This window comes from Vibrio fortis (assembly GCF_000695685.1).
Classification (GTDB): Bacteria; Pseudomonadota; Gammaproteobacteria; order Enterobacterales; family Vibrionaceae; genus Vibrio; species Vibrio fortis_A.
In genome coordinates, this window is the sequence record NZ_JFFR01000018.1 from 31,477 (window position 1) to 48,408 (window position 16,932).

The 16,932-nt window shown below is 46.0% G+C and carries 15 protein-coding genes and 1 pseudogene; 9 read left to right on the plus strand and 7 right to left on the minus strand.

The features are described from left to right. Window positions 1–60: 60 nt before the first annotated feature. The 4 genes and pseudogenes from VFDL14_RS12555 to VFDL14_RS12535 all read right to left on the minus strand — a co-directional run. A pseudogene (locus tag VFDL14_RS12555) lies at window positions 61–318 on the minus strand (DUF6482 family protein); the annotation flags it as partial. Window positions 319–442: 124 nt separating this feature from the next. Continuing rightward, window positions 443–1,798: a glutathione-disulfide reductase gene (gene gorA, locus VFDL14_RS12550; RefSeq protein WP_032551036.1), complete on the minus strand. Its 1,356-nt coding sequence runs from the start codon at window positions 1,796–1,798 to the stop codon at window positions 443–445. Window positions 1,799–2,027: 229 nt separating this feature from the next. Further along, on the minus strand, window positions 2,028–2,726 hold the full coding sequence (locus VFDL14_RS12545) for a glutathione S-transferase family protein (protein ID WP_032551037.1): 699 nt from the start codon (window positions 2,724–2,726) through the stop codon (window positions 2,028–2,030). Between the two features lie 370 nt (window positions 2,727–3,096). Then, on the minus strand, window positions 3,097–3,936 hold the full coding sequence (locus VFDL14_RS12535; RefSeq protein ID WP_032551040.1) for a 23S rRNA (adenine(2030)-N(6))-methyltransferase RlmJ: 840 nt from the start codon (window positions 3,934–3,936) through the stop codon (window positions 3,097–3,099). A gap of 272 nt (window positions 3,937–4,208) precedes the next feature. On the opposite strand from VFDL14_RS12535, the gene prlC reads away from it, so the two are divergent. Next, window positions 4,209–6,251: an oligopeptidase A gene (gene prlC / locus VFDL14_RS12530; RefSeq protein WP_032551042.1), complete on the plus strand. Its 2,043-nt coding sequence runs from the start codon at window positions 4,209–4,211 to the stop codon at window positions 6,249–6,251. Window positions 6,252–6,326: 75 nt separating this feature from the next. On the opposite strand, the gene asnC is transcribed toward prlC, so the two are convergent. Beyond that, window positions 6,327–6,791 carry a transcriptional regulator AsnC gene (asnC, locus tag VFDL14_RS12525; protein ID WP_032551043.1) on the minus strand — a complete coding sequence of 155 codons (465 nt, stop codon included), beginning with the start codon at window positions 6,789–6,791 and terminating at the stop codon, window positions 6,327–6,329. Between the two features lie 98 nt (window positions 6,792–6,889). On the opposite strand from asnC, the gene VFDL14_RS12520 reads away from it, so the two are divergent. The 3 genes from VFDL14_RS12520 (at window position 6,890) to VFDL14_RS12510 (ending at window position 11,650) form a co-directional block, all read left to right on the plus strand. Continuing rightward, entirely contained in the window at window positions 6,890–10,027 is a 3,138-nt protein-coding gene (locus VFDL14_RS12520) for an EAL domain-containing protein (protein WP_152549239.1), read from the plus strand. 116 nt (window positions 10,028–10,143) lie between these two features. After that, the gene (locus tag VFDL14_RS12515; protein ID WP_032551044.1) at window positions 10,144–10,923 is read left to right on the plus strand and encodes a class I SAM-dependent methyltransferase; all 780 of its coding nucleotides are present in this window, start codon (window positions 10,144–10,146) and stop codon (window positions 10,921–10,923) included. 121 nt (window positions 10,924–11,044) lie between these two features. Beyond that, complete coding sequence (locus VFDL14_RS12510) at window positions 11,045–11,650, plus strand: hypothetical protein (RefSeq protein WP_032551045.1); 606 nt, start codon at window positions 11,045–11,047, stop codon at window positions 11,648–11,650. A 67-nt stretch (window positions 11,651–11,717) separates the two neighbouring features. Here VFDL14_RS12510 and VFDL14_RS12505 read toward each other — a convergent pair whose 3' ends face one another. Both VFDL14_RS12505 and uspA read right to left on the minus strand, forming a co-directional pair. Then, window positions 11,718–12,596: a carboxylate/amino acid/amine transporter gene (locus tag VFDL14_RS12505; protein ID WP_032551046.1), complete on the minus strand. Its 879-nt coding sequence runs from the start codon at window positions 12,594–12,596 to the stop codon at window positions 11,718–11,720. 51 nt (window positions 12,597–12,647) lie between these two features. Beyond that, on the minus strand, window positions 12,648–13,082 hold the full coding sequence (uspA, locus tag VFDL14_RS12500) for a universal stress protein UspA (protein ID WP_032551048.1): 435 nt from the start codon (window positions 13,080–13,082) through the stop codon (window positions 12,648–12,650). Between the two features lie 187 nt (window positions 13,083–13,269). Between uspA and ftnA the strand changes: the two genes are divergently transcribed. The 5 genes from ftnA (at window position 13,270) to VFDL14_RS12475 (ending at window position 16,926) form a co-directional block, all read left to right on the plus strand. Beyond that, window positions 13,270–13,800: a non-heme ferritin gene (gene ftnA / locus VFDL14_RS12495; protein WP_032551049.1), complete on the plus strand. Its 531-nt coding sequence runs from the start codon at window positions 13,270–13,272 to the stop codon at window positions 13,798–13,800. Window positions 13,801–13,866: 66 nt separating this feature from the next. Beyond that, entirely contained in the window at window positions 13,867–14,190 is a 324-nt protein-coding gene (gene uspB / locus VFDL14_RS12490) for a universal stress protein UspB (protein ID WP_032551050.1), read from the plus strand. Between the two features lie 210 nt (window positions 14,191–14,400). Further along, window positions 14,401–15,594, plus strand: a complete 1,194-nt coding sequence (locus tag VFDL14_RS12485; protein ID WP_032551051.1) for an NAD(P)/FAD-dependent oxidoreductase — start codon at window positions 14,401–14,403, stop codon at window positions 15,592–15,594. Between the two features lie 312 nt (window positions 15,595–15,906). Then, window positions 15,907–16,377, plus strand: a complete 471-nt coding sequence (locus VFDL14_RS12480; protein WP_191907599.1) for a hypothetical protein — start codon at window positions 15,907–15,909, stop codon at window positions 16,375–16,377. Window positions 16,378–16,656: 279 nt separating this feature from the next. Beyond that, window positions 16,657–16,926, plus strand: a complete 270-nt coding sequence (locus VFDL14_RS12475; protein WP_032551053.1) for a PTS sugar transporter subunit IIB — start codon at window positions 16,657–16,659, stop codon at window positions 16,924–16,926. The last annotated feature ends 6 nt before the right edge of the window (window positions 16,927–16,932 follow it).

The window sequence follows — 16,932 nt, forward strand, 5'->3', positions numbered from 1 at the left end:
AAAAGAGGACTTACTGACAAGTCCTCTTTTCAATTGGATTGTTTTGCGATGGATGGGTAATTACCATCTTAGGTCAACGCTGAGTGGCATATCGCTGCCACATTGCTCACCACACATTTCGTCGTAGGCGCTGTTATGAATCAGGGTCGCTGACGTGATTGATTGGTCGTTGAAGTGATCACGCACTTGGTTAAGGCTCATAAACTTTTTCGGATGGTGGTCACTGTCCATCACCAGTCGACGGTTATGGTCTGTGACTTGATAAGCAAGGTAGATGCCGCCTTCAAAAGATTCAATCAGTAGGTTCATAACACACTCCGATGTTTCGTTAAGAGGAAATCCTTGTCTGTTACGTTGAAATTTTGAGCAAAGTTCAGAGCGGGCACAAAAAAAGCAGACCGGAGTCTGCTTTCTTAATCGTTAGATAATGTCGCTTATGCGATTATCGCATGGTAACGAATTCTTCCGAACCAGTAGGGTGGATAGCCACAACAGAGTCGAAGTCTGCTTTGGTTGCGCCCATCTTCATTGCTACGCCGAAGCCTTGAATCATCTCGTCAACAGTGAAACCGATGCCGTGTAGACCAACTACAGTTTCTTCTTCGCCAGCACATACTAGCTTCATCTTACAAGGTTGACGGTGTTTGGTTACTGCTGTGTACATTGCAGTGAAGCCAGACGTGTAAACCTTGATGTTGTCTTTGCCGTACTTCTCTTCAGCTTCTTGAGTCGTTAGACCAATGGTGCCGATTGGTGGGTGGCTGAATACAACAGTAGGAACAAGATCGTAGTCCATCTTCGCGTTGGTTTTACCGTTGAATAGGCGCTCAGAAAGCTGACGACCGGCTTTAACAGCAACAGGCGTTAACTCGATACCACCTTCCATGATGTCACCTACACAGTAGATGCCAGGAACGTTAGTCGTTTGGTATTCGTCTACCTTGATGTAACCGCGGTCGTTCGTTTCAACGCCCGTTGATGCTAGGTTAATTGCATCTGTCGCTGGGTGACGACCGATAGCCCAGATTAGGGTATCAACGTTTTGGCTCTCACCGTTTTCTAGGTGCAGAGTTAGGCTACCATCTGCCTCTTTAACCACTTCTTTTGGTACAGAGTGAGTGTGTAGCGTTGGACCTTCTGCGTCCATCACCTCTACTAGCGTCTCGATGATCATTGGGTCAAAGCTACGTAGTGGAGACTCTTTACGGCAGAATAGGTGTGTTTCTGTGCCTAGTGCGTGTAGAACGCCCGCAATCTCAACTGCGATGTAACCAGCGCCGATAACCGCAACGCGTTTTGGTTGCTCAGCAAGCTCGAAGAAGCCATTTGAATCAATACCGTATTCAGCGCCTGGAATGTTTGGAATCGTAGGACGACCACCCACTGCGATCAGGATGTGATCTGCTGTGTAGTGTTCACCGTTTACTTCAACCGTTTTCTCGTCAACAAACTTAGCAAAGCCTTTAATTACGTTGACTTTGTTGTTGCCTAGAACACGATCGTAAGATTGGTGGATACGACCAATATAAGCTTGGCGGCTCTCAACCAGTTTGCTCCAGTCGAAGCCTTTTACATCTACATCGAAGCCGTAGTCTTCTGCGTATAGGTTCATCGCTTCTGCAACTTGAGCACCGTGCCACATCACCTTTTTAGGAACACAGCCAACGTTTACACATGTGCCGCCAAGGTCTTGTGCTTCGATAAGTGCAACCTTTGCGCCGTACATTGCTGCACGGTTTGCTGATGCGATACCGCCAGAACCACCGCCGATACAGATATAATCAAAATGAGTCGCCATTACTTTCTCCAAGAGCTTATTAATTTTGTTGATAACAATTACATTGGGGTGCGTCTGAGTGAACTCAACGCTATCAACATGAATTGTTACCTATCCTATGCTGCTATCATAAATCGAGTCTAGCAATTTACTAAATGGGAAAAAGTGACATTGCTTATGACAAATAGCGATGAGACAGCAACAAAGCAGAATAAGACATCACTCCGCTTTGTTGAAATGGATGAGAAGTTTAGCCACAGCAGCTGCTTGAGCCACATCCGGTCTGAGCTTGCACGTCCTTGCCATCAGCGAGATAGGTGTTGGTTAGGTAGAAGTCGCTAAACAGCTTAACGAAATCTTCTGAAACGGTTTTTTCGACTAAATTCGACTCTAGAACGTTCTTCTGCCACGCCTGCATCTTCGGTAAGCCACAGAAGAAGTCGTAGCCAGAGTGTGCCTTCACGATCGCTGCACGGTGTAGCAGAGGTAGCCACGCCATATCAACATTGCTCATCTCATCTGATTTGAAGAACTTGGTGTTACCGGATAATTGATTCTCGGCTTTGTGGAACGCTTTAATCAGCTTCTCTGCACGCTCTTCAAACGTTACTTGGTTTTTGCTGCTCATGGTGCCGCACTGTGCCAAGTAGTGTTTAGAACCTAGGTAGCTCCATGCTCGGTCTAATGCGCGTTGTTCGTTAGTCACGCCTTGCTCTAACGGACCGAACTCGTCTTCGATGTATTCGATAATCGCATCCGACTCGAATAACGCTGTGCCAGACTCAGTCACCATCACTGGTACTTGGCCGTTTGGCGAGATATCCAGGAACCATTGTGGTTTGTCTTTCAAACTGATGTATTCAATCTCGTAAGGGATCTGTTTTGCTTCTAGCGCTGCAGTAACACGTTGAACAAATGGGCAAATTTTGAAGCTGATAACTTTAATCATGGGGTCTTTCTCACTCTAAGAATTAGTTTATTTAACCTCAGATCGGGATAAGAAAGTCTCTAATTCCCGAACTTTCAGATAGTTAGAAACCCAAGGAAGTCAGTACTGCTAATTGAGATGCAAAACGAGGCAAAATCACAAGTCAATAGCTTGTCTATTGCGTTGATTTTAAAGACGTTAGGCGCTCAAGTAGCTGTGCTGAATGGCTTAAATTATCCTGATCTGAGGTTACCTACACCTTTAAGACGAAGGTCGGTGAGAAAAGACGAAGCTGAGACGAAAAAAGTTATCTTTTAATAAAGAAAAAGTGCAGCGAGAGGTTCGCTGCACTTTTATGTTTTTGATTCTATTTGAATAAATTCAAGATGATTTATTCAGGAACAATCCAGTCGACTTTCCAATGGCCAGTTGCTGGCGCAATCGCGTCTTTTAGGAACGGCAGAATCTCTTTCATCTGGCTTTCCAGTTTCCAAGGCGGGTTAATCACGATCATGCCCGAAGCTGTCATACCGCGTTCATTGGTGTCTGGGGATACGCCGAGTTCAATTTGCAGAATCTTGCGAATGCCAAGACCTTCTAGCCCTTCGATCATGTCTTCGATATCACAGCGGTTAACCACTGGGTACCAAATTGCGTAAATGCCCGTAGCCCAGCGCTTATGGCTTTGGAAGATGGCGTTTACGACGTCACGATACTCTTTCGCTAGCTCATAAGGTGGGTCGATCAGAACCAGACCACGACGCTCTTTTGGTGGCAGGCTGCCTTTTAGTCGCTTGAAGCCATCTTCTTTGTAGATAGAGACTTGGCGATCGCGATGGAACTCTTGCTCAAGCAGTGGGTGATCGGCTGGGTGAAGCTCTGTCAGTACCATACGATCTTGTTCACGCAGGTGAGCACGCGCAACACGCGGTGAACCTGGGTAGTAACGCAGCTTTTCACCGTTGTTGAGGGTGGCGATAGCGTCTAGGTAGCTTTGAATCTCTTCAGGAATCTGCTTTTGATCCCAAACTCTTGCGATACCTTGTTTGTACTCGCCGGTCTTTTCTGACCATTCATGAGTTAAGTCGTAGCGACCAACACCAGAGTGGGTATCGTGATAGACAAAAGGTTTGTCCTTCTGCTTCAGTGAATTAAGAATAAGGCTTTGTACAATATGCTTAACCACATCGGCATGGTTACCCGCGTGGAAGCTGTGGCGATAACTTAACAAATTAAACTCTCGTAACACTCTCGCTATAGAGTGTGGTTGGTGTCGGTGGGTATTCTGTCTCCATTATATACCGCACTAGCCAATAAATTCTCCCCAAAATGCGTGTGTCGTCGCGAGGGTGAACGGTTAGTTATTGGTTCTACTATTGAAATTTGCGGTTATGGACACTATTTAATAACTATTCGCATGTAATTATTAGCTAATTCAGCCCAATACTGTAAGACGACCCAATTACTTAAAGACGCAAGTCTCCAAGCCAAAGGAATGTTTATATGTCTAACCCGCTATTAACCTTCACGGACCTACCACCGTTTTCACAGATCACCCCTGCGCACGTTAAGCCAGCGGTAGAGCAAGTGATTGAAGAGTGTCGCAATAAGATAGAACAAGTACTTGAAGGTAATACCTCACCAAGCTGGGATAACCTAGTGGCTCCAATTGAAGAGGTGGACGACCGCCTTAGCCGCATTTGGTCACCAGTGAGCCATATGAACTCTGTCGTGAACAGCGATGAACTGCGTGAAGCTTACGAGAGCTGCTTGCCGCTACTTTCTGAGTACGGTACTTGGGTTGGTCAACACAAAGGCTTGTTTGAGGCATACAAAGCGATCAAGGCGAGCGATGAATTTGCATCATTGAGCCAGGCACAGAAGAAAACCATTACCGATGCGCTGCGCGATTTCGAACTGTCGGGCATTGGCCTACCGGCTGATGAGCAACATCGCTACGGTGAGATCAGCAAGCGCATGTCTGAGCTGGGTTCGCAGTTCTCAAACAACGTACTTGATGCGACCATGGGGTGGAGCAAGCAGATCACGGACGTTGCAGAGCTTGCTGGCATGCCGGAATCTGCATTAGCGGCAGCTAAAGCCGCCGCAGAAGCGAAAGAACAAGAAGGCTACCTTCTTACACTAGATATTCCATCTTACCTGCCGGTGATGACCTACTGTGATAACCAAGCACTGCGCCAAGAGCTGTATGAAGCGTATGTGACTCGCGCATCAGACCGTGGTCCAAATGCAGGTACATGGGATAACAGCGAGCTCATCACCGAGCAACTTAAGTTACGTCATGAAATTGCACGTATGCTTGGCTTTGGCACCTACAGCGAGAAGTCTCTGGCAACCAAAATGGCAGAGACGCCGGATCAGGTACTGGGCTTTTTGAACGACCTAGCGGTGAAAGCAAAACCTCAAGGTGAGCGTGAAGTGGAAGAGCTGCGCCAGTTCGCGGAAAAAGAGTTTGGCGTGTCTGAGCTGGAGCTTTGGGACATCGCTTACTACAGCGAAAAGCAGAAGCAGCATTTATTTGAGATCTCGGATGAAGAGCTGCGCCCTTACTTCCCAGAATCAAAAGCTGTCTCTGGTCTATTTGAAGTACTAAGCCGTGTGTTTGGTATGACAGTAAAAGAGCGTGAAGGCGTAGATACTTGGCATGAGTCGGTGCGCTTCTTTGACATCTTTGATGCTAGTGAAACACTGCGTGGCAGCTTCTACTTAGACTTGTACGCACGTGAGCACAAACGCGGCGGTGCTTGGATGGATGACTGTCGTGGTCGTCGTATTACTGCATCAGGTGAGCTGCAAACCCCGGTGGCTTACCTAACGTGTAACTTCAACAAGCCAGTTGGTGATAAGCCAGCGCTGTTTACCCATGATGAAGTAGTGACTCTGTTCCACGAATTTGGCCACGGTATTCACCACATGCTGACTCAAGTTGAGGCTGGTGCGGTTGCGGGTATCAACGGTGTGCCTTGGGATGCAGTTGAGCTGCCAAGTCAGTTCCTAGAAAACTGGTGTTGGGAAGAAGAGGCGCTAGCGTTTATTTCGGGTCACTACGAGACCGGTGAAGCGCTACCAAAAGAGATGCTAGAGAAGATGCTAGCGGCGAAGAACTTCCAATCTGCGATGTTCATTCTGCGTCAGCTAGAGTTCGGTCTATTCGACTTTACGCTTCACACGACGTATGACCCAGAAGTGGGCGCACGTGTGCTTGAAACACTAGCAGATGTGAAGTCTAAGGTTGCGGTACTGCCAAGCCTAGAGTGGAACCGTTTCTCTCACAGCTTTAGCCATATCTTTGCGGGTGGTTACAGTGCGGGTTACTACAGCTATCTTTGGGCTGAAGTGTTGTCATCAGATGCATTCTCAGCATTTGAAGAAGAGGGCATCTTCAATACTGAAACGGGTAAACGCTTCCTAAACAACATCCTTGAGATGGGTGGCAGTGAAGAACCTATGGAGCTATTTAAGCGCTTCCGTGGTCGTGAGCCACAAATTGATGCGATGCTGCGTCACGCAGGTATCAGCGCTTAATATTGTGCTAGTCAGAATGTAAAAAGTAAAAAGAGCCTCTTCATGAGGCTCTTTTGGTATCTATACACCAACCTATTATGGGTTCACATTGCGATTGATTGGGTTTTGCAGCGAGATCAGCGTCTCGGTTGATTGCACCTCATCAATCGCCTGCAATTTATCAATCAGCACATATTGCAGCTCTTCAATGGATTTACACATCAGCTTTACAAAGATGTTGTAAGCGCCTGTGGTGTAGTAGGCCTCGACTACCTCATCGAGCGCGTTTAGTTTAGCAATCGCAGAGTGGTAGTCTTTCGCGGCATTAAGGTTGATACCGATAAAGCAGCATACGTCGTAGCCAAGCTTCTTGGTGTTCACTACTACCTCTGTACCTTCAATGACTTCTGCCGATTTCATCTTCTCAATGCGCACGTGAATCGTCGCAGGACTGACATCAAACTGCTTCGCCATTTCGGCATAAGGGGTGCGAGCGTCTTCCATTAAGGTTTTAAGAATGGCGCGATCTAGATCATCAAGACGAGCGGTTGAAGTCGGCATGCAAACCTCGTGAATTGGGTGAAAGTTTAATAGCTAGAGTACACATCATAGCCAAGGGTGATAATATTAGCAGCAAGTATGTTGTTAGGGTGAGCTTAGTGCGATTTTCGTTATTTTTTATTCTTTTGATTTGGAGCTTTTTGGTTTCTGCTCAATCAAAAGATGTATTGGTTGTTCACTCCTACCACCAAGGTTTTTTCTGGACAGATAACTTTCAAAAAGGGCTGGCCACAGAGCTTGATCGTGATGATATTCCCTACCGCGTGGTTTACTTAGACAGTAAGCGCGCTCAAAGCGAAGAGTACTTCGATAAACTTTATCAGCTCTACCGTACCAAGCTTGCCAATGAAGAGTTCTCTGCTGTCGTAGTCAGTGACAACAACGCCCTCAATTTAATGAAACGACTCGCTCCAGAGCTCAATGGTACTCCGGTCGTGTTTGGTGGTATTAACAACTATTCACCCTCGATGACAGAAGGTCTCAATGCGACAGGGATAACCGAAGACATTGACCTCAATAGCAATATCACCCTGATCCAGCGCTTACAGCCGATGGCGAACAAGATCTACATCGTTTCTGACTTTTCGGTCACGGGGGAAGCGGTTCGCGCACAGGTGGATCGCCATTTGGATCAGTATCCACAACACGCCTCCTTTATTGAACACTATCAACCTCGTTCGTATCGTGAATTGGTGAACTTTGCTCAGCAGGCTGATATGAGCAAAAGCTTACTGTTTTGGGTTTACTATCGAGATGAGAAAGGCAATGTCAGTAATGACGATGACTGGCGTGAGCTGAACAAACTGACCAAGATGCCAATCTATATGGTGCATGACCTTGGCTTAGGTTTTGGTGCGATTGGTGGCGTGATACAGAGTGGCCTGAGCCAAGGGCGTGAAACTGGACTCACTTTACGCCGTATGCTTGCTAACCCTTCTCAAGAGTTACCACCAGTGGTTGAGGGCGCAGCGGAGATTAAGCTCGATTACCAGCAACTTAATCGCTGGAACCTTGGCGAATATAGCGACCTGTCGGCGACCTTTTACAATAAACCTCAACCCTTCTTTGAACGTTACCAAGATGAGATTCGCACTCTAGGTTTGTTGTTTTTAGCGATGGGCTGCGTGATCGTAACCTTGGTTTACTACCTAAACCGTCTCAAGAAGAGCGAGCGTGATAGCCGCAAGAGTCAGATTCTGCTGGAGTCTATCTTTGATCAGAGTTTACAGTTTATGGGCATCATCGATCGCGATGGGGTCTTGCTCTCGAGCAACAGTAAGCTGCATGAGCTGTTCTATAACCAAGGTTATCAAGTCGGCACGCCTATCTATCAGCATCAGCACTGGGAAGACGCAGCGAGCGATTCTCTTAAGAAGTACTTCATGGAAGCACAGTCATACACGTCTCTGCGTTTCGAAGCCGAGGTGTGGTGCCGTGATAGAGGCGTACTGGTGCTCGATATCTCACTTAAGCCAATGCCGGATAGCGAATCCAGTGAACTGCAATTCCTGTTTGAAGCGCGGGATGTGACCTCTAGAAAGCTCGCCGAGAACAAGCTATTCCAACGTGAGGCGAACCTTAAGCTCTATTACGACAAGCAACCTGTAATGATGATTACGTTGGATGAAAACAACCGCATTCAGCAGGTAAACCAATTTGCTGAAGAGCTATTGGGTTACCCGTTAAGCGAGCTACTTGGTCATCGTCCACGAGAGTTTTACGTTGATCGAAATGCCATGATTCCGCGTCAAATACTCCTTCAACCTCAGCATAAGTCACGTGGCGTATGGCGTCGTGATATCCAATATAGCCATGCTGATGGCAGTAAGATCTGGATTCGTGAAAACATTAGACCGCTGGTGGATTCAAATCAGTTGCTGATCGTTGGTGAAGACATCACCGAAACCCATGAGCTGGCGGAGCAGTTAGAGTATCAAGCACGTTACGACTTATTGACTCATACCTTCAACCGTAACCACTTTGAGCAAGAACTGCAGAAAGCTTTGAAAGAGGTTGAGAGCCACATGCGCACTCACGCGATGCTGTTCCTCGACTTAGACCAATTGAAGGTACTCAATGATACTGCAGGCCATGAAGCGGGCGATGCAGCGATTCTGTTCAGTGCCGGCTTGCTTGAGAATGTGTTGCCTTACAATGCAGTGCTAGCGCGCATGGGCGGCGATGAATTTGCGGTGTTATTAAAAGACTGTACTGAGCGAGATGCGGTTAATGTGTGTCGCAGCATTATCGCAATGATGGGTGACAACGCCTTCCTTTGGGATGATATTCAGCTCAACCTTACCTGTTCGATCGGTATTCGTTTAATTGACCATACGGCGGCTTCTCCGCAGATGGTGCATGCTCAAGCTGATGCGGCGTGTCACGCCGCCAAAGAAGAGGGAAGAAATCGCTACAACCTTTACCATCAAGATGATGAAGATCTGCGTCGTCGTCATTTAGAGATGGAGTGTGTCAACTTGGTACATGAGGCTCTGGCTCATGATCGTATCGAGCTGTTTGCCCAGCGAATCCTTGGCTTAGATAAACAAAGTGAGTTGATGCACTTCGAGATCTTGGTGCGAATCAAGAATCACAATGGTGAGTACATCTCTCCGGGGATCTTTATGCCGGCATCTGAGCGCTACAATATCGCTCATCTGATTGACCGCCAGGTGGTGAGTCAAACTCTTGCTTGGTTAGAAGAGAACCATGGTGTGATTGATGAGTTAGGGATGTGCTCGATTAACCTATCTGGCCACTCAATGGGTAATCGCGAGTTTGTTGAGTTCTTGATTGATAGCCTAGAACAGTCTGCAGTGCCGTGCGACAAGATCTGCTTAGAGATCACTGAAACGGCGGCGATGAGTAATATGAATCAGGCAATTGAGCTGTTTACGCAATTGAAAGAGCTAGGCTGTATGATCGCTCTAGATGATTTTGGCTCGGGCTTGTCTTCATTTGGCTACTTGAAGAAGTTACCGGTTGATATCGTGAAAATTGATGGCCTGTTTGTGCGTGATATTGATGTCAACGAAATGGACCATGTTATGGTGCGCTCGATTAACGATCTCGCTAAACAGATGGGTAAATACACGGTGGCGGAGTTTGTTGAGAACACCCAGATCATCGATAAGCTCATCGAGCTTGGGGTTAACTACGCACAAGGCTACATTATCGGTCGGCCGAAGCCATTGCCAGAGCTGGTGGAAGAGCTAAGACAAGAGCGTCTAGTCTAATAAACCTCGTATCGACATATAGATATTAAGTCATTTCAACATTACGTATTTGTGAGGCAATCAGGTAAACTGGTTGCCTCAATTGTTTTGAATCATCGAGTCTTCTGGAGACAACCTTGCAACTACAACTGATTTGCGAAGACGCAAGCCAAATCGAACGCCTCAATGAGCTAGCAGCACGCTGGCACCTTTCTCATGACGAGAACAGTGTATTTGCCTTGGTGCTCACCAGTGAACGACTCGAGTTACGCAAAGTCGATGAACCAAAACTCGGTGCTATCTTTGTCGACTTAGTGGGTGGCGCGGTAGGTCATCGACGTAAGTTTGGTGGCGGTAAAGGCCAAGCTATTGCCAAGGCTGCCGGTCTGAACAAAGGTGCGACGCCAACCATTCTTGATGGTACGGCTGGCCTAGGGCGTGATGCATTTGTATTGGCATCATTGGGTTGTAAAGTGCAGATGGTCGAGCGTCACCCTGTGGTTGCAGCTCTGCTTGATGATGGTCTGCAACGTGCTAAGCAAGATGCGGATATCGGTGCTTGGGTGAGTGAACGTATGAGTCTGATTCATGCCTCAAGCCATGATGCGCTCGATAAACTGAGCTCCGATCCTGAATTCGCTCAGCCGGATGTTGTTTATCTTGACCCTATGTATCCACACCCAGAGAACAAGAAAAAGTCTGCTCTGGTTAAAAAAGAGATGCGCGTGTTCCAATCCCTTGTTGGTGCCGACCTTGATGCGGATGGACTATTACAACCAGCATTGAAGCTTGCCGCGAAGCGTGTTGTGGTGAAAAGACCTGATTATGCTGCTTGGTTGGATGAGCAAAAACCGAGTATGGCGATTGAGACCAAAAAGAACCGTTTTGATGTGTACGTAAAAGCATCAATGACTTAGCGGAAGACAGAAAAATCGTTCCGTCAGAAATACGCTAAAACTGAATTTTTTGCTTGCGATAGCCGTGTTAGAGATGTATATCTAACTAAGAATTATTATTATTCTTAGCTGGAGTTGTAGCATGGCTAAACGCTTTTGTAAGTTAAATCGTCGAGACATTACTGAACACCTAGGCGAAATTCACCGCTTGGTGAGTGAACCTAAGTTTGTGTGCCGTTCGTGTGCTCGCTCGTCTGCCGATAAAGCGAATTTATGTAAGCCTGCCGCGATTCCACCGGCGAGTTGCCAAAGCAAGCCAGATAGCGAAAAGGTAGCGTGTGGTCTGCTTGCTGAGACACTGACCTCCGCGCCAGCTAATGCACTTAGCCAAGAATCTCTAAACTTATCCTCACCTGCTAAGAGCGCCTCAAACAGCAAGTCGCAACTTGTCGTTAAGAAGATACAAGCTCAAAAGCTACAGGCTAAGAAAGCACAAGCGATTCAGGTCATGGGTACACAGCTGTCACCTTCTTCTGAACTGCTGGATAAAAGTGAGCTAAAACGTGCGAAGAAAGTGGCGAAAAAGCAGAAGAAGTACAACAAAAAGCTGGCTAAGATGATCAAAAAGCAGCAAAAACTGTACAAGAAAAGTCGCAAACTACAGAGCGAGTTGGAAAGCATCAACCTGCAAGTTGATAGTGCTGCTTTATCAATGAATAGCGCCTCTAAAGTGAGTCATATTCATTAGTCCAACAGACATAAATAGAATTGAATCAAAAAGAGCGACCTCAGGTCGCTCTTTTTGATTTTGATAGTTAAGCTCGGCTCAGGCTCTGCTCGACACGCTTCTTAACCCAAGTCTCATTCACCCACAATGACAACAAGATAATCCCGCCACCAATCGACAACCTTGTCAGGTCAACATCACGGTTCCAGATTAGGATATTCACCACCAAGCCCGCAGGCACCAGCGCATTGTTCATCACCGCAAGTGCACCCGCATTGACCATGCTTGCGCCCTTGTTCCAGAAGAAGTAGCCCAAACCAGAGGCGATTAAGCCAAGGTAGATCAAGATTCCCCATTGAGTGGACGTAGTCGGCAGCTTCTCTGGGTTGCCCAGTAGTAAGAAAGCGACTGATGCCACGCACAATGCACCCAAGTAAAAGTAACCGAAAATAGTGTGCTGAGGCAGTTCAATCGACTCTTGTTCCATAATGGTTTTGTAGCCAACCTGACCAATGGCAAAACAGAGGTTCGCGCCTTGAACAACAAGGAAGCCCATTAGGAAGTTGTCATTAACACCTGCGAACTTAATGAAAGCCGCACCCGCCACTGCGATCGCTGCAGTTACCAAGTACCAAGGCGAGAACTGACCTTTTAAGAAGTCATAAATCAGGGTGACGTAAATCGGCGTGAAAACGGTGAACAACAGCACTTCTGGTACCGAAAGCAACAAAAACGACTGATAGTAGAAGCAGTACATCAAGCCAAGCTGAATGCCACCGATGGTCATCAACTTCGCGATCAGTTTTTTTGAAATGCCTCGGAATTTCAAGAAAGGAAGGAACACCAGTCCGGCAAGCGCAACACGCATCCAGACAGAAAACCATGAATCAACCTGACCCGCGAGATAAACCCCGATCAGGCTGAAGGAGAAGGCCCATAGAAGGGTAACACCAGCTAAATAACGCATAACAATAATTCGTAGTGAAAGTATGCGCTTATGTTACCCAACTGTAACGAATTAGTCTTCTGAATCCCGCAATGGAATGACCAGCATATCGACTGGTGTAGCGTTGATCAGTTGACGAGTTGATGACAACAACTTGCTCCAAAAATCTTGATGGTGACCGCAAACCACGAGATCCACGTTGTACTCTTTGATGGTGTCACACAGTTCATGGCTGAGATCCCCGCTGCCCACTAAGGTATGGGTGATCGGGTACTGCGCGTGGTCAGCAAAATTGCTCAGCTGGATACGAGAAGCTTCCATAGCATTGTGTTGAGTTTCTGCCATGTTGATATCAATCAGACCGGTGTAGAGCTCTGCATAGTTGATATCGATGTGGATAAAAGAGACTTTGGCATCCAGCGGCTTCGCTAGTGCGACTGCTTTGTCTACGATCAGTTTGCTGTCGTCAGATAAATCGACGGCGACCAAAATATGTTTGTAACTCATACCGCTATCTCCTTACTCATTGTCTAACTAAAGATTAGCACTAAGGCCGGTGTTTTTTTGCTGAAGTGATCGCATATCCACCCTCTTGCGTAAAACCACAGCGAAACAACGGTTAACTAATAGCCTGCGAGATATTCATAAAATAGTGATATAGTAGGGAAAACGAAGGCGTAACTAGGAGACTTAAATGCTGTCTACAACTATGGTTGAACAACTGAATGAGCAAATTAATCTAGAATTTTTCTCATCCAATCTATACTTACAAATGAGTGCTTGGTGTGAAGACAAAGGATTTGAAGGAGCAGCAGAGTTTCTACGCGCTCATGCAGTGGAAGAAATGGAACATATGCAGCGTTTGTTCACTTATGTGAGTGAAACAGGTGCAATGCCTATTCTAGGTGCAATCGAAGCACCAAAGCATGAGTTTGAGAGCCTAGGTGCTGTTTTCCGCGAGACTTACGAACATGAGCAGATGATCACTGAGAAGATCAACAAGCTGGCTCACGTTGCTTTCAGTACACAAGATTACTCTACCTTTAACTTCTTACAGTGGTATGTCGCTGAGCAGCACGAGGAAGAGAAGCTATTCAAAGGTATTCTGGACAAGCTAGAACTTGTTGGTGAAGACGGCAAGGCCCTATTCTTCATTGATAAAGACCTAGCGCAATTGGCAAAAGATGGTTCATCTTCAATTATGGATGCTCCTGCAGCGGTATAAGCTGTAAGAAAAAGCTCTGATTGTCTTTTTCTTTTGAGCGTCCTGTGAGGGTGTAGGGAGGAAAGGATGATCAGTGGCGATACTATTCTATTTGCATTGATGGTTGTAACCTGCGTGAACTTGGCTCGCTATGTTACGGCACTCAGAAAACTCATCTATATCATGCGCGAGGCGCACCCGCTTTTGTATCAACAAGTCGATGGTGGTGGTTTCTTCACAACCCATGGCAACGTGACCAAGCAGGTGAGGCTATTCAGCTATATCAAGAGCAAAGAGTACCATCATCACCATGATCCGGTGTTTACCGGTAAGTGCGATAGAGTACGAGAGCTATTCATTTTATCGGTCTCTCTGTTGGGTGTAACGTTACTAGCGGCATTCTTGGTTTAAACCAGAGTGATGTAACAGATAGAGTACCCAAAAGATGCATGGCATTGCGCCCACTCTGAGCGCGATGTGAGCAATTGCAAAGTTAAAATTTGACGCTAGAATAGCGAGCAAAGAGTAAGGATGTGCTGATAACGCACATCCTTTTTTATTGGTAACGTCACTGGTATAGGAAGTACTGAGTGATGACTGGGTAAGATAAAGCAGAACACAATGAGTGAAAAATTTGATGTCATCGTAATTGGCGCAGGTGCCGCTGGCCTAATGTGTGCCGCTGAAGCGGGCAAACGAGGTCGACGCGTGCTAGTGGTCGATCATGCCAAAAAGCCAGGTCGAAAAATTCTGATCTCGGGTGGCGGTCGCTGCAATTTCACTAACTACGACGTGTCTGCTAATAACTACCTATGTAATAACCGTCATTTCGTTAAATCAGCGCTTTCTCAGTACACCAACTGGGACTTCATCTCCATGGTGAGTAAATACGGCATTGAGTTTGAAGAGCGTGACCATGGACAGTTGTTCTGTGTGAATGACTATACGGCGAAAGATATCGTCAGCATGCTGCTCGCAGAGTGTGATGACGCTGGTGTTCAACAGCGCTACCGCTGTGATGTTCACTCGATAGAAAAAACCGAAGCAGGTTTTCAGCTGCACCTGAATACCGAGCAGGTTGAGTGTGAATCTTTGGTCGTTGCCACCGGTGGCTTGTCGATGCCGAAACTGGGTGCGACGCCATTTGGTTATAAGATCGCGGAACAGTTTGGTTTGTCTGTAATCCCAACGTGTGCCGGTCTGGTGCCTTTTACTCTGCATAAAGAGGATAAAGAGGATTTCGCTGAGCTATCTGGTATTGCGATCCCTGCAGAAATCACTGCGCAAGATGGCACTCTGTTCAAAGAAGCGCTGCTGTTTACCCATCGTGGTCTGTCGGGCCCTTCTGTTCTGCAAATCTCGTCTTTCTGGAAAGCAGGTCAAGCGGTTTCGATTAACCTAGTCCCTGAAGCGGATGTGGCTGAGCTGCTTGAGCGCTCACGCGAAAAGCATCCAAATCAAAGCCTTAAGAATACGCTGGCGAAAGTACTACCAAAGCGCCTAGTTGAGGCTCTAATCGAGCGCAAAGAGCTGCAAGACAAGCCACTCAAGCAATTCAATGAAAAGCAACTGGCCGCGATTACAGAGCATTTAGAAAACTGGAAGATCGCGCCGAATGGCACTGAAGGCTACCGAACTGCTGAGGTCACGCTAGGTGGTGTCGATACCGATCATCTATCATCAAAAACCATGGAGTGTAAGACCGTATCAGGCTTGTACTTTGTTGGTGAAGTGATGGATGTTACCGGTTGGTTGGGAGGTTATAACTTCCAATGGTGCTGGAGTTCTGGTTTCGCAGCAGGACAGTGGGTATAGCGGTCTAATCGCAAGCTCCAACTGACACCTGCCAACCAGTTGAAGTGATGGGCAAAGCCGATGGAAAGGTTTTTTGCTCATCTGTTTAGCTCCCATACTCTCTTCTTCTTTCTTCGGACAATAGGTTTCGGTCATCGAATAATCAGCGCAACTCATTATTTAATAATAAGTATTTCAATTTCTGGTGAGGGTTAATGTGAGACATTTGACTTAGAACAGACGAAATATGATTTAATATGGCGATAATGGCGTATATAATTTATTGAGTTAACAAACGGACGTAATAGGTATTGCTGAATGCAAATTAAGAAAATGGACGCACCGCTCGATATGCAAATAGGTGCTAGATTTGATACGAAAAATCATGGTTACGTCACCGTTATCGAATACTACAATACCCATACTGTTATTGTTGCGTTTGAAAATACAGGTAATATTCGTGCTATTACAGCTGCGAAGTTACGTAGTGGTCAATTATCAGATCGATCTGTCCCACCTCAATCCACATTAGTAGGCGAGACCATTCAATCTCCTAAGCACGGTATTCTAACGATTACAGCGGTAGAATCTGGAAATATCGTGGTAATGGCAAATAGAGAAGGTGAAGAAGTTCGCATGCTGCTTGCTGCAGTACAAAAAATGCGAGACCGTGAAGAAGAGGATATTTCTGATAAAGAACAACCTAAAATGCCAACTTCTTTAAGCGCTCTGACCAAAAGAAATAAAAAGACCAAAGACGTTAATAGCTTGCTTAAAAAAATGCTTACCGATTACGGGAAATAACCTCAATTTTAATACTGAACTCCTATCATATACTCAGATCACACTTTATATTTCATCTTATATTATTCCTCCGGTTTATATAAAATCACCTCTTCACTCTTAAGTGGTATCGACGATTAAATCGTCTTTTTCTTTATTTTAACGAGATCTGCATCACAAGGTCATTTTGGTTTTGTGATGGTGATCTATTCTGTTTTTGGGGCTTTTCGATACTATTCTTATCAACAAATAAACGGAGACAATATAGTTTCCTATTAAAACCCTACAGAGATTTATATTATGAAAAAGATTATGGTTGTGTGCGGAAATGGTCTTGGTACTTCTTTAATGATGGAGATGGCAGTTAAAGAAGTTGCGGGTAAAATTGGTTTGGAAGCTGAAGTTGATCATGAGGATTTATCTTCTGCAGCGTCAAGCACGGCTGATATTTGGGTAGCAGCAACGGATGTGGCAAATCAATTATCTGAAGCAGGTAAAACAAACATTGTAAGCCTAGCAAATATCTTTGATAAAGCTTCAATTGAAGAGCAACTAAAAACTTTCATGTAAGGAAGT

Excerpts from the sequence above, each read along its gene's own strand:
- VFDL14_RS12510 (WP_032551045.1), top strand. The coding sequence starts at position 11,045 with ATGGCTAAACGCTTTTGTAAGTTAAATCGTCGAGACATTACTGAACAC.
- gorA (WP_032551036.1), bottom strand. The coding sequence starts at position 1,798 with ATGGCGACTCATTTTGATTATATCTGTATCGGCGGTGGTTCTGGCGGT.
- prlC (WP_032551042.1), top strand. The coding sequence starts at position 4,209 with ATGTCTAACCCGCTATTAACCTTCACGGACCTACCACCGTTTTCACAG.
- ftnA (WP_032551049.1), top strand. The coding sequence starts at position 13,270 with ATGCTGTCTACAACTATGGTTGAACAACTGAATGAGCAAATTAATCTA.
- VFDL14_RS12485 (WP_032551051.1), top strand. The coding sequence starts at position 14,401 with ATGAGTGAAAAATTTGATGTCATCGTAATTGGCGCAGGTGCCGCTGGC.
- asnC (WP_032551043.1), bottom strand. The coding sequence starts at position 6,791 with ATGCCGACTTCAACCGCTCGTCTTGATGATCTAGATCGCGCCATTCTT.
- uspA (WP_032551048.1), bottom strand. The coding sequence starts at position 13,082 with ATGAGTTACAAACATATTTTGGTCGCCGTCGATTTATCTGACGACAGC.
- VFDL14_RS12545 (WP_032551037.1), bottom strand. The coding sequence starts at position 2,726 with ATGATTAAAGTTATCAGCTTCAAAATTTGCCCATTTGTTCAACGTGTT.
- VFDL14_RS12480 (WP_191907599.1), top strand. The coding sequence starts at position 15,907 with ATGGACGCACCGCTCGATATGCAAATAGGTGCTAGATTTGATACGAAA.
- VFDL14_RS12505 (WP_032551046.1), bottom strand. The coding sequence starts at position 12,596 with ATGCGTTATTTAGCTGGTGTTACCCTTCTATGGGCCTTCTCCTTCAGC.
- VFDL14_RS12475 (WP_032551053.1), top strand. The coding sequence starts at position 16,657 with ATGAAAAAGATTATGGTTGTGTGCGGAAATGGTCTTGGTACTTCTTTA.
- uspB (WP_032551050.1), top strand. The coding sequence starts at position 13,867 with ATGATCAGTGGCGATACTATTCTATTTGCATTGATGGTTGTAACCTGC.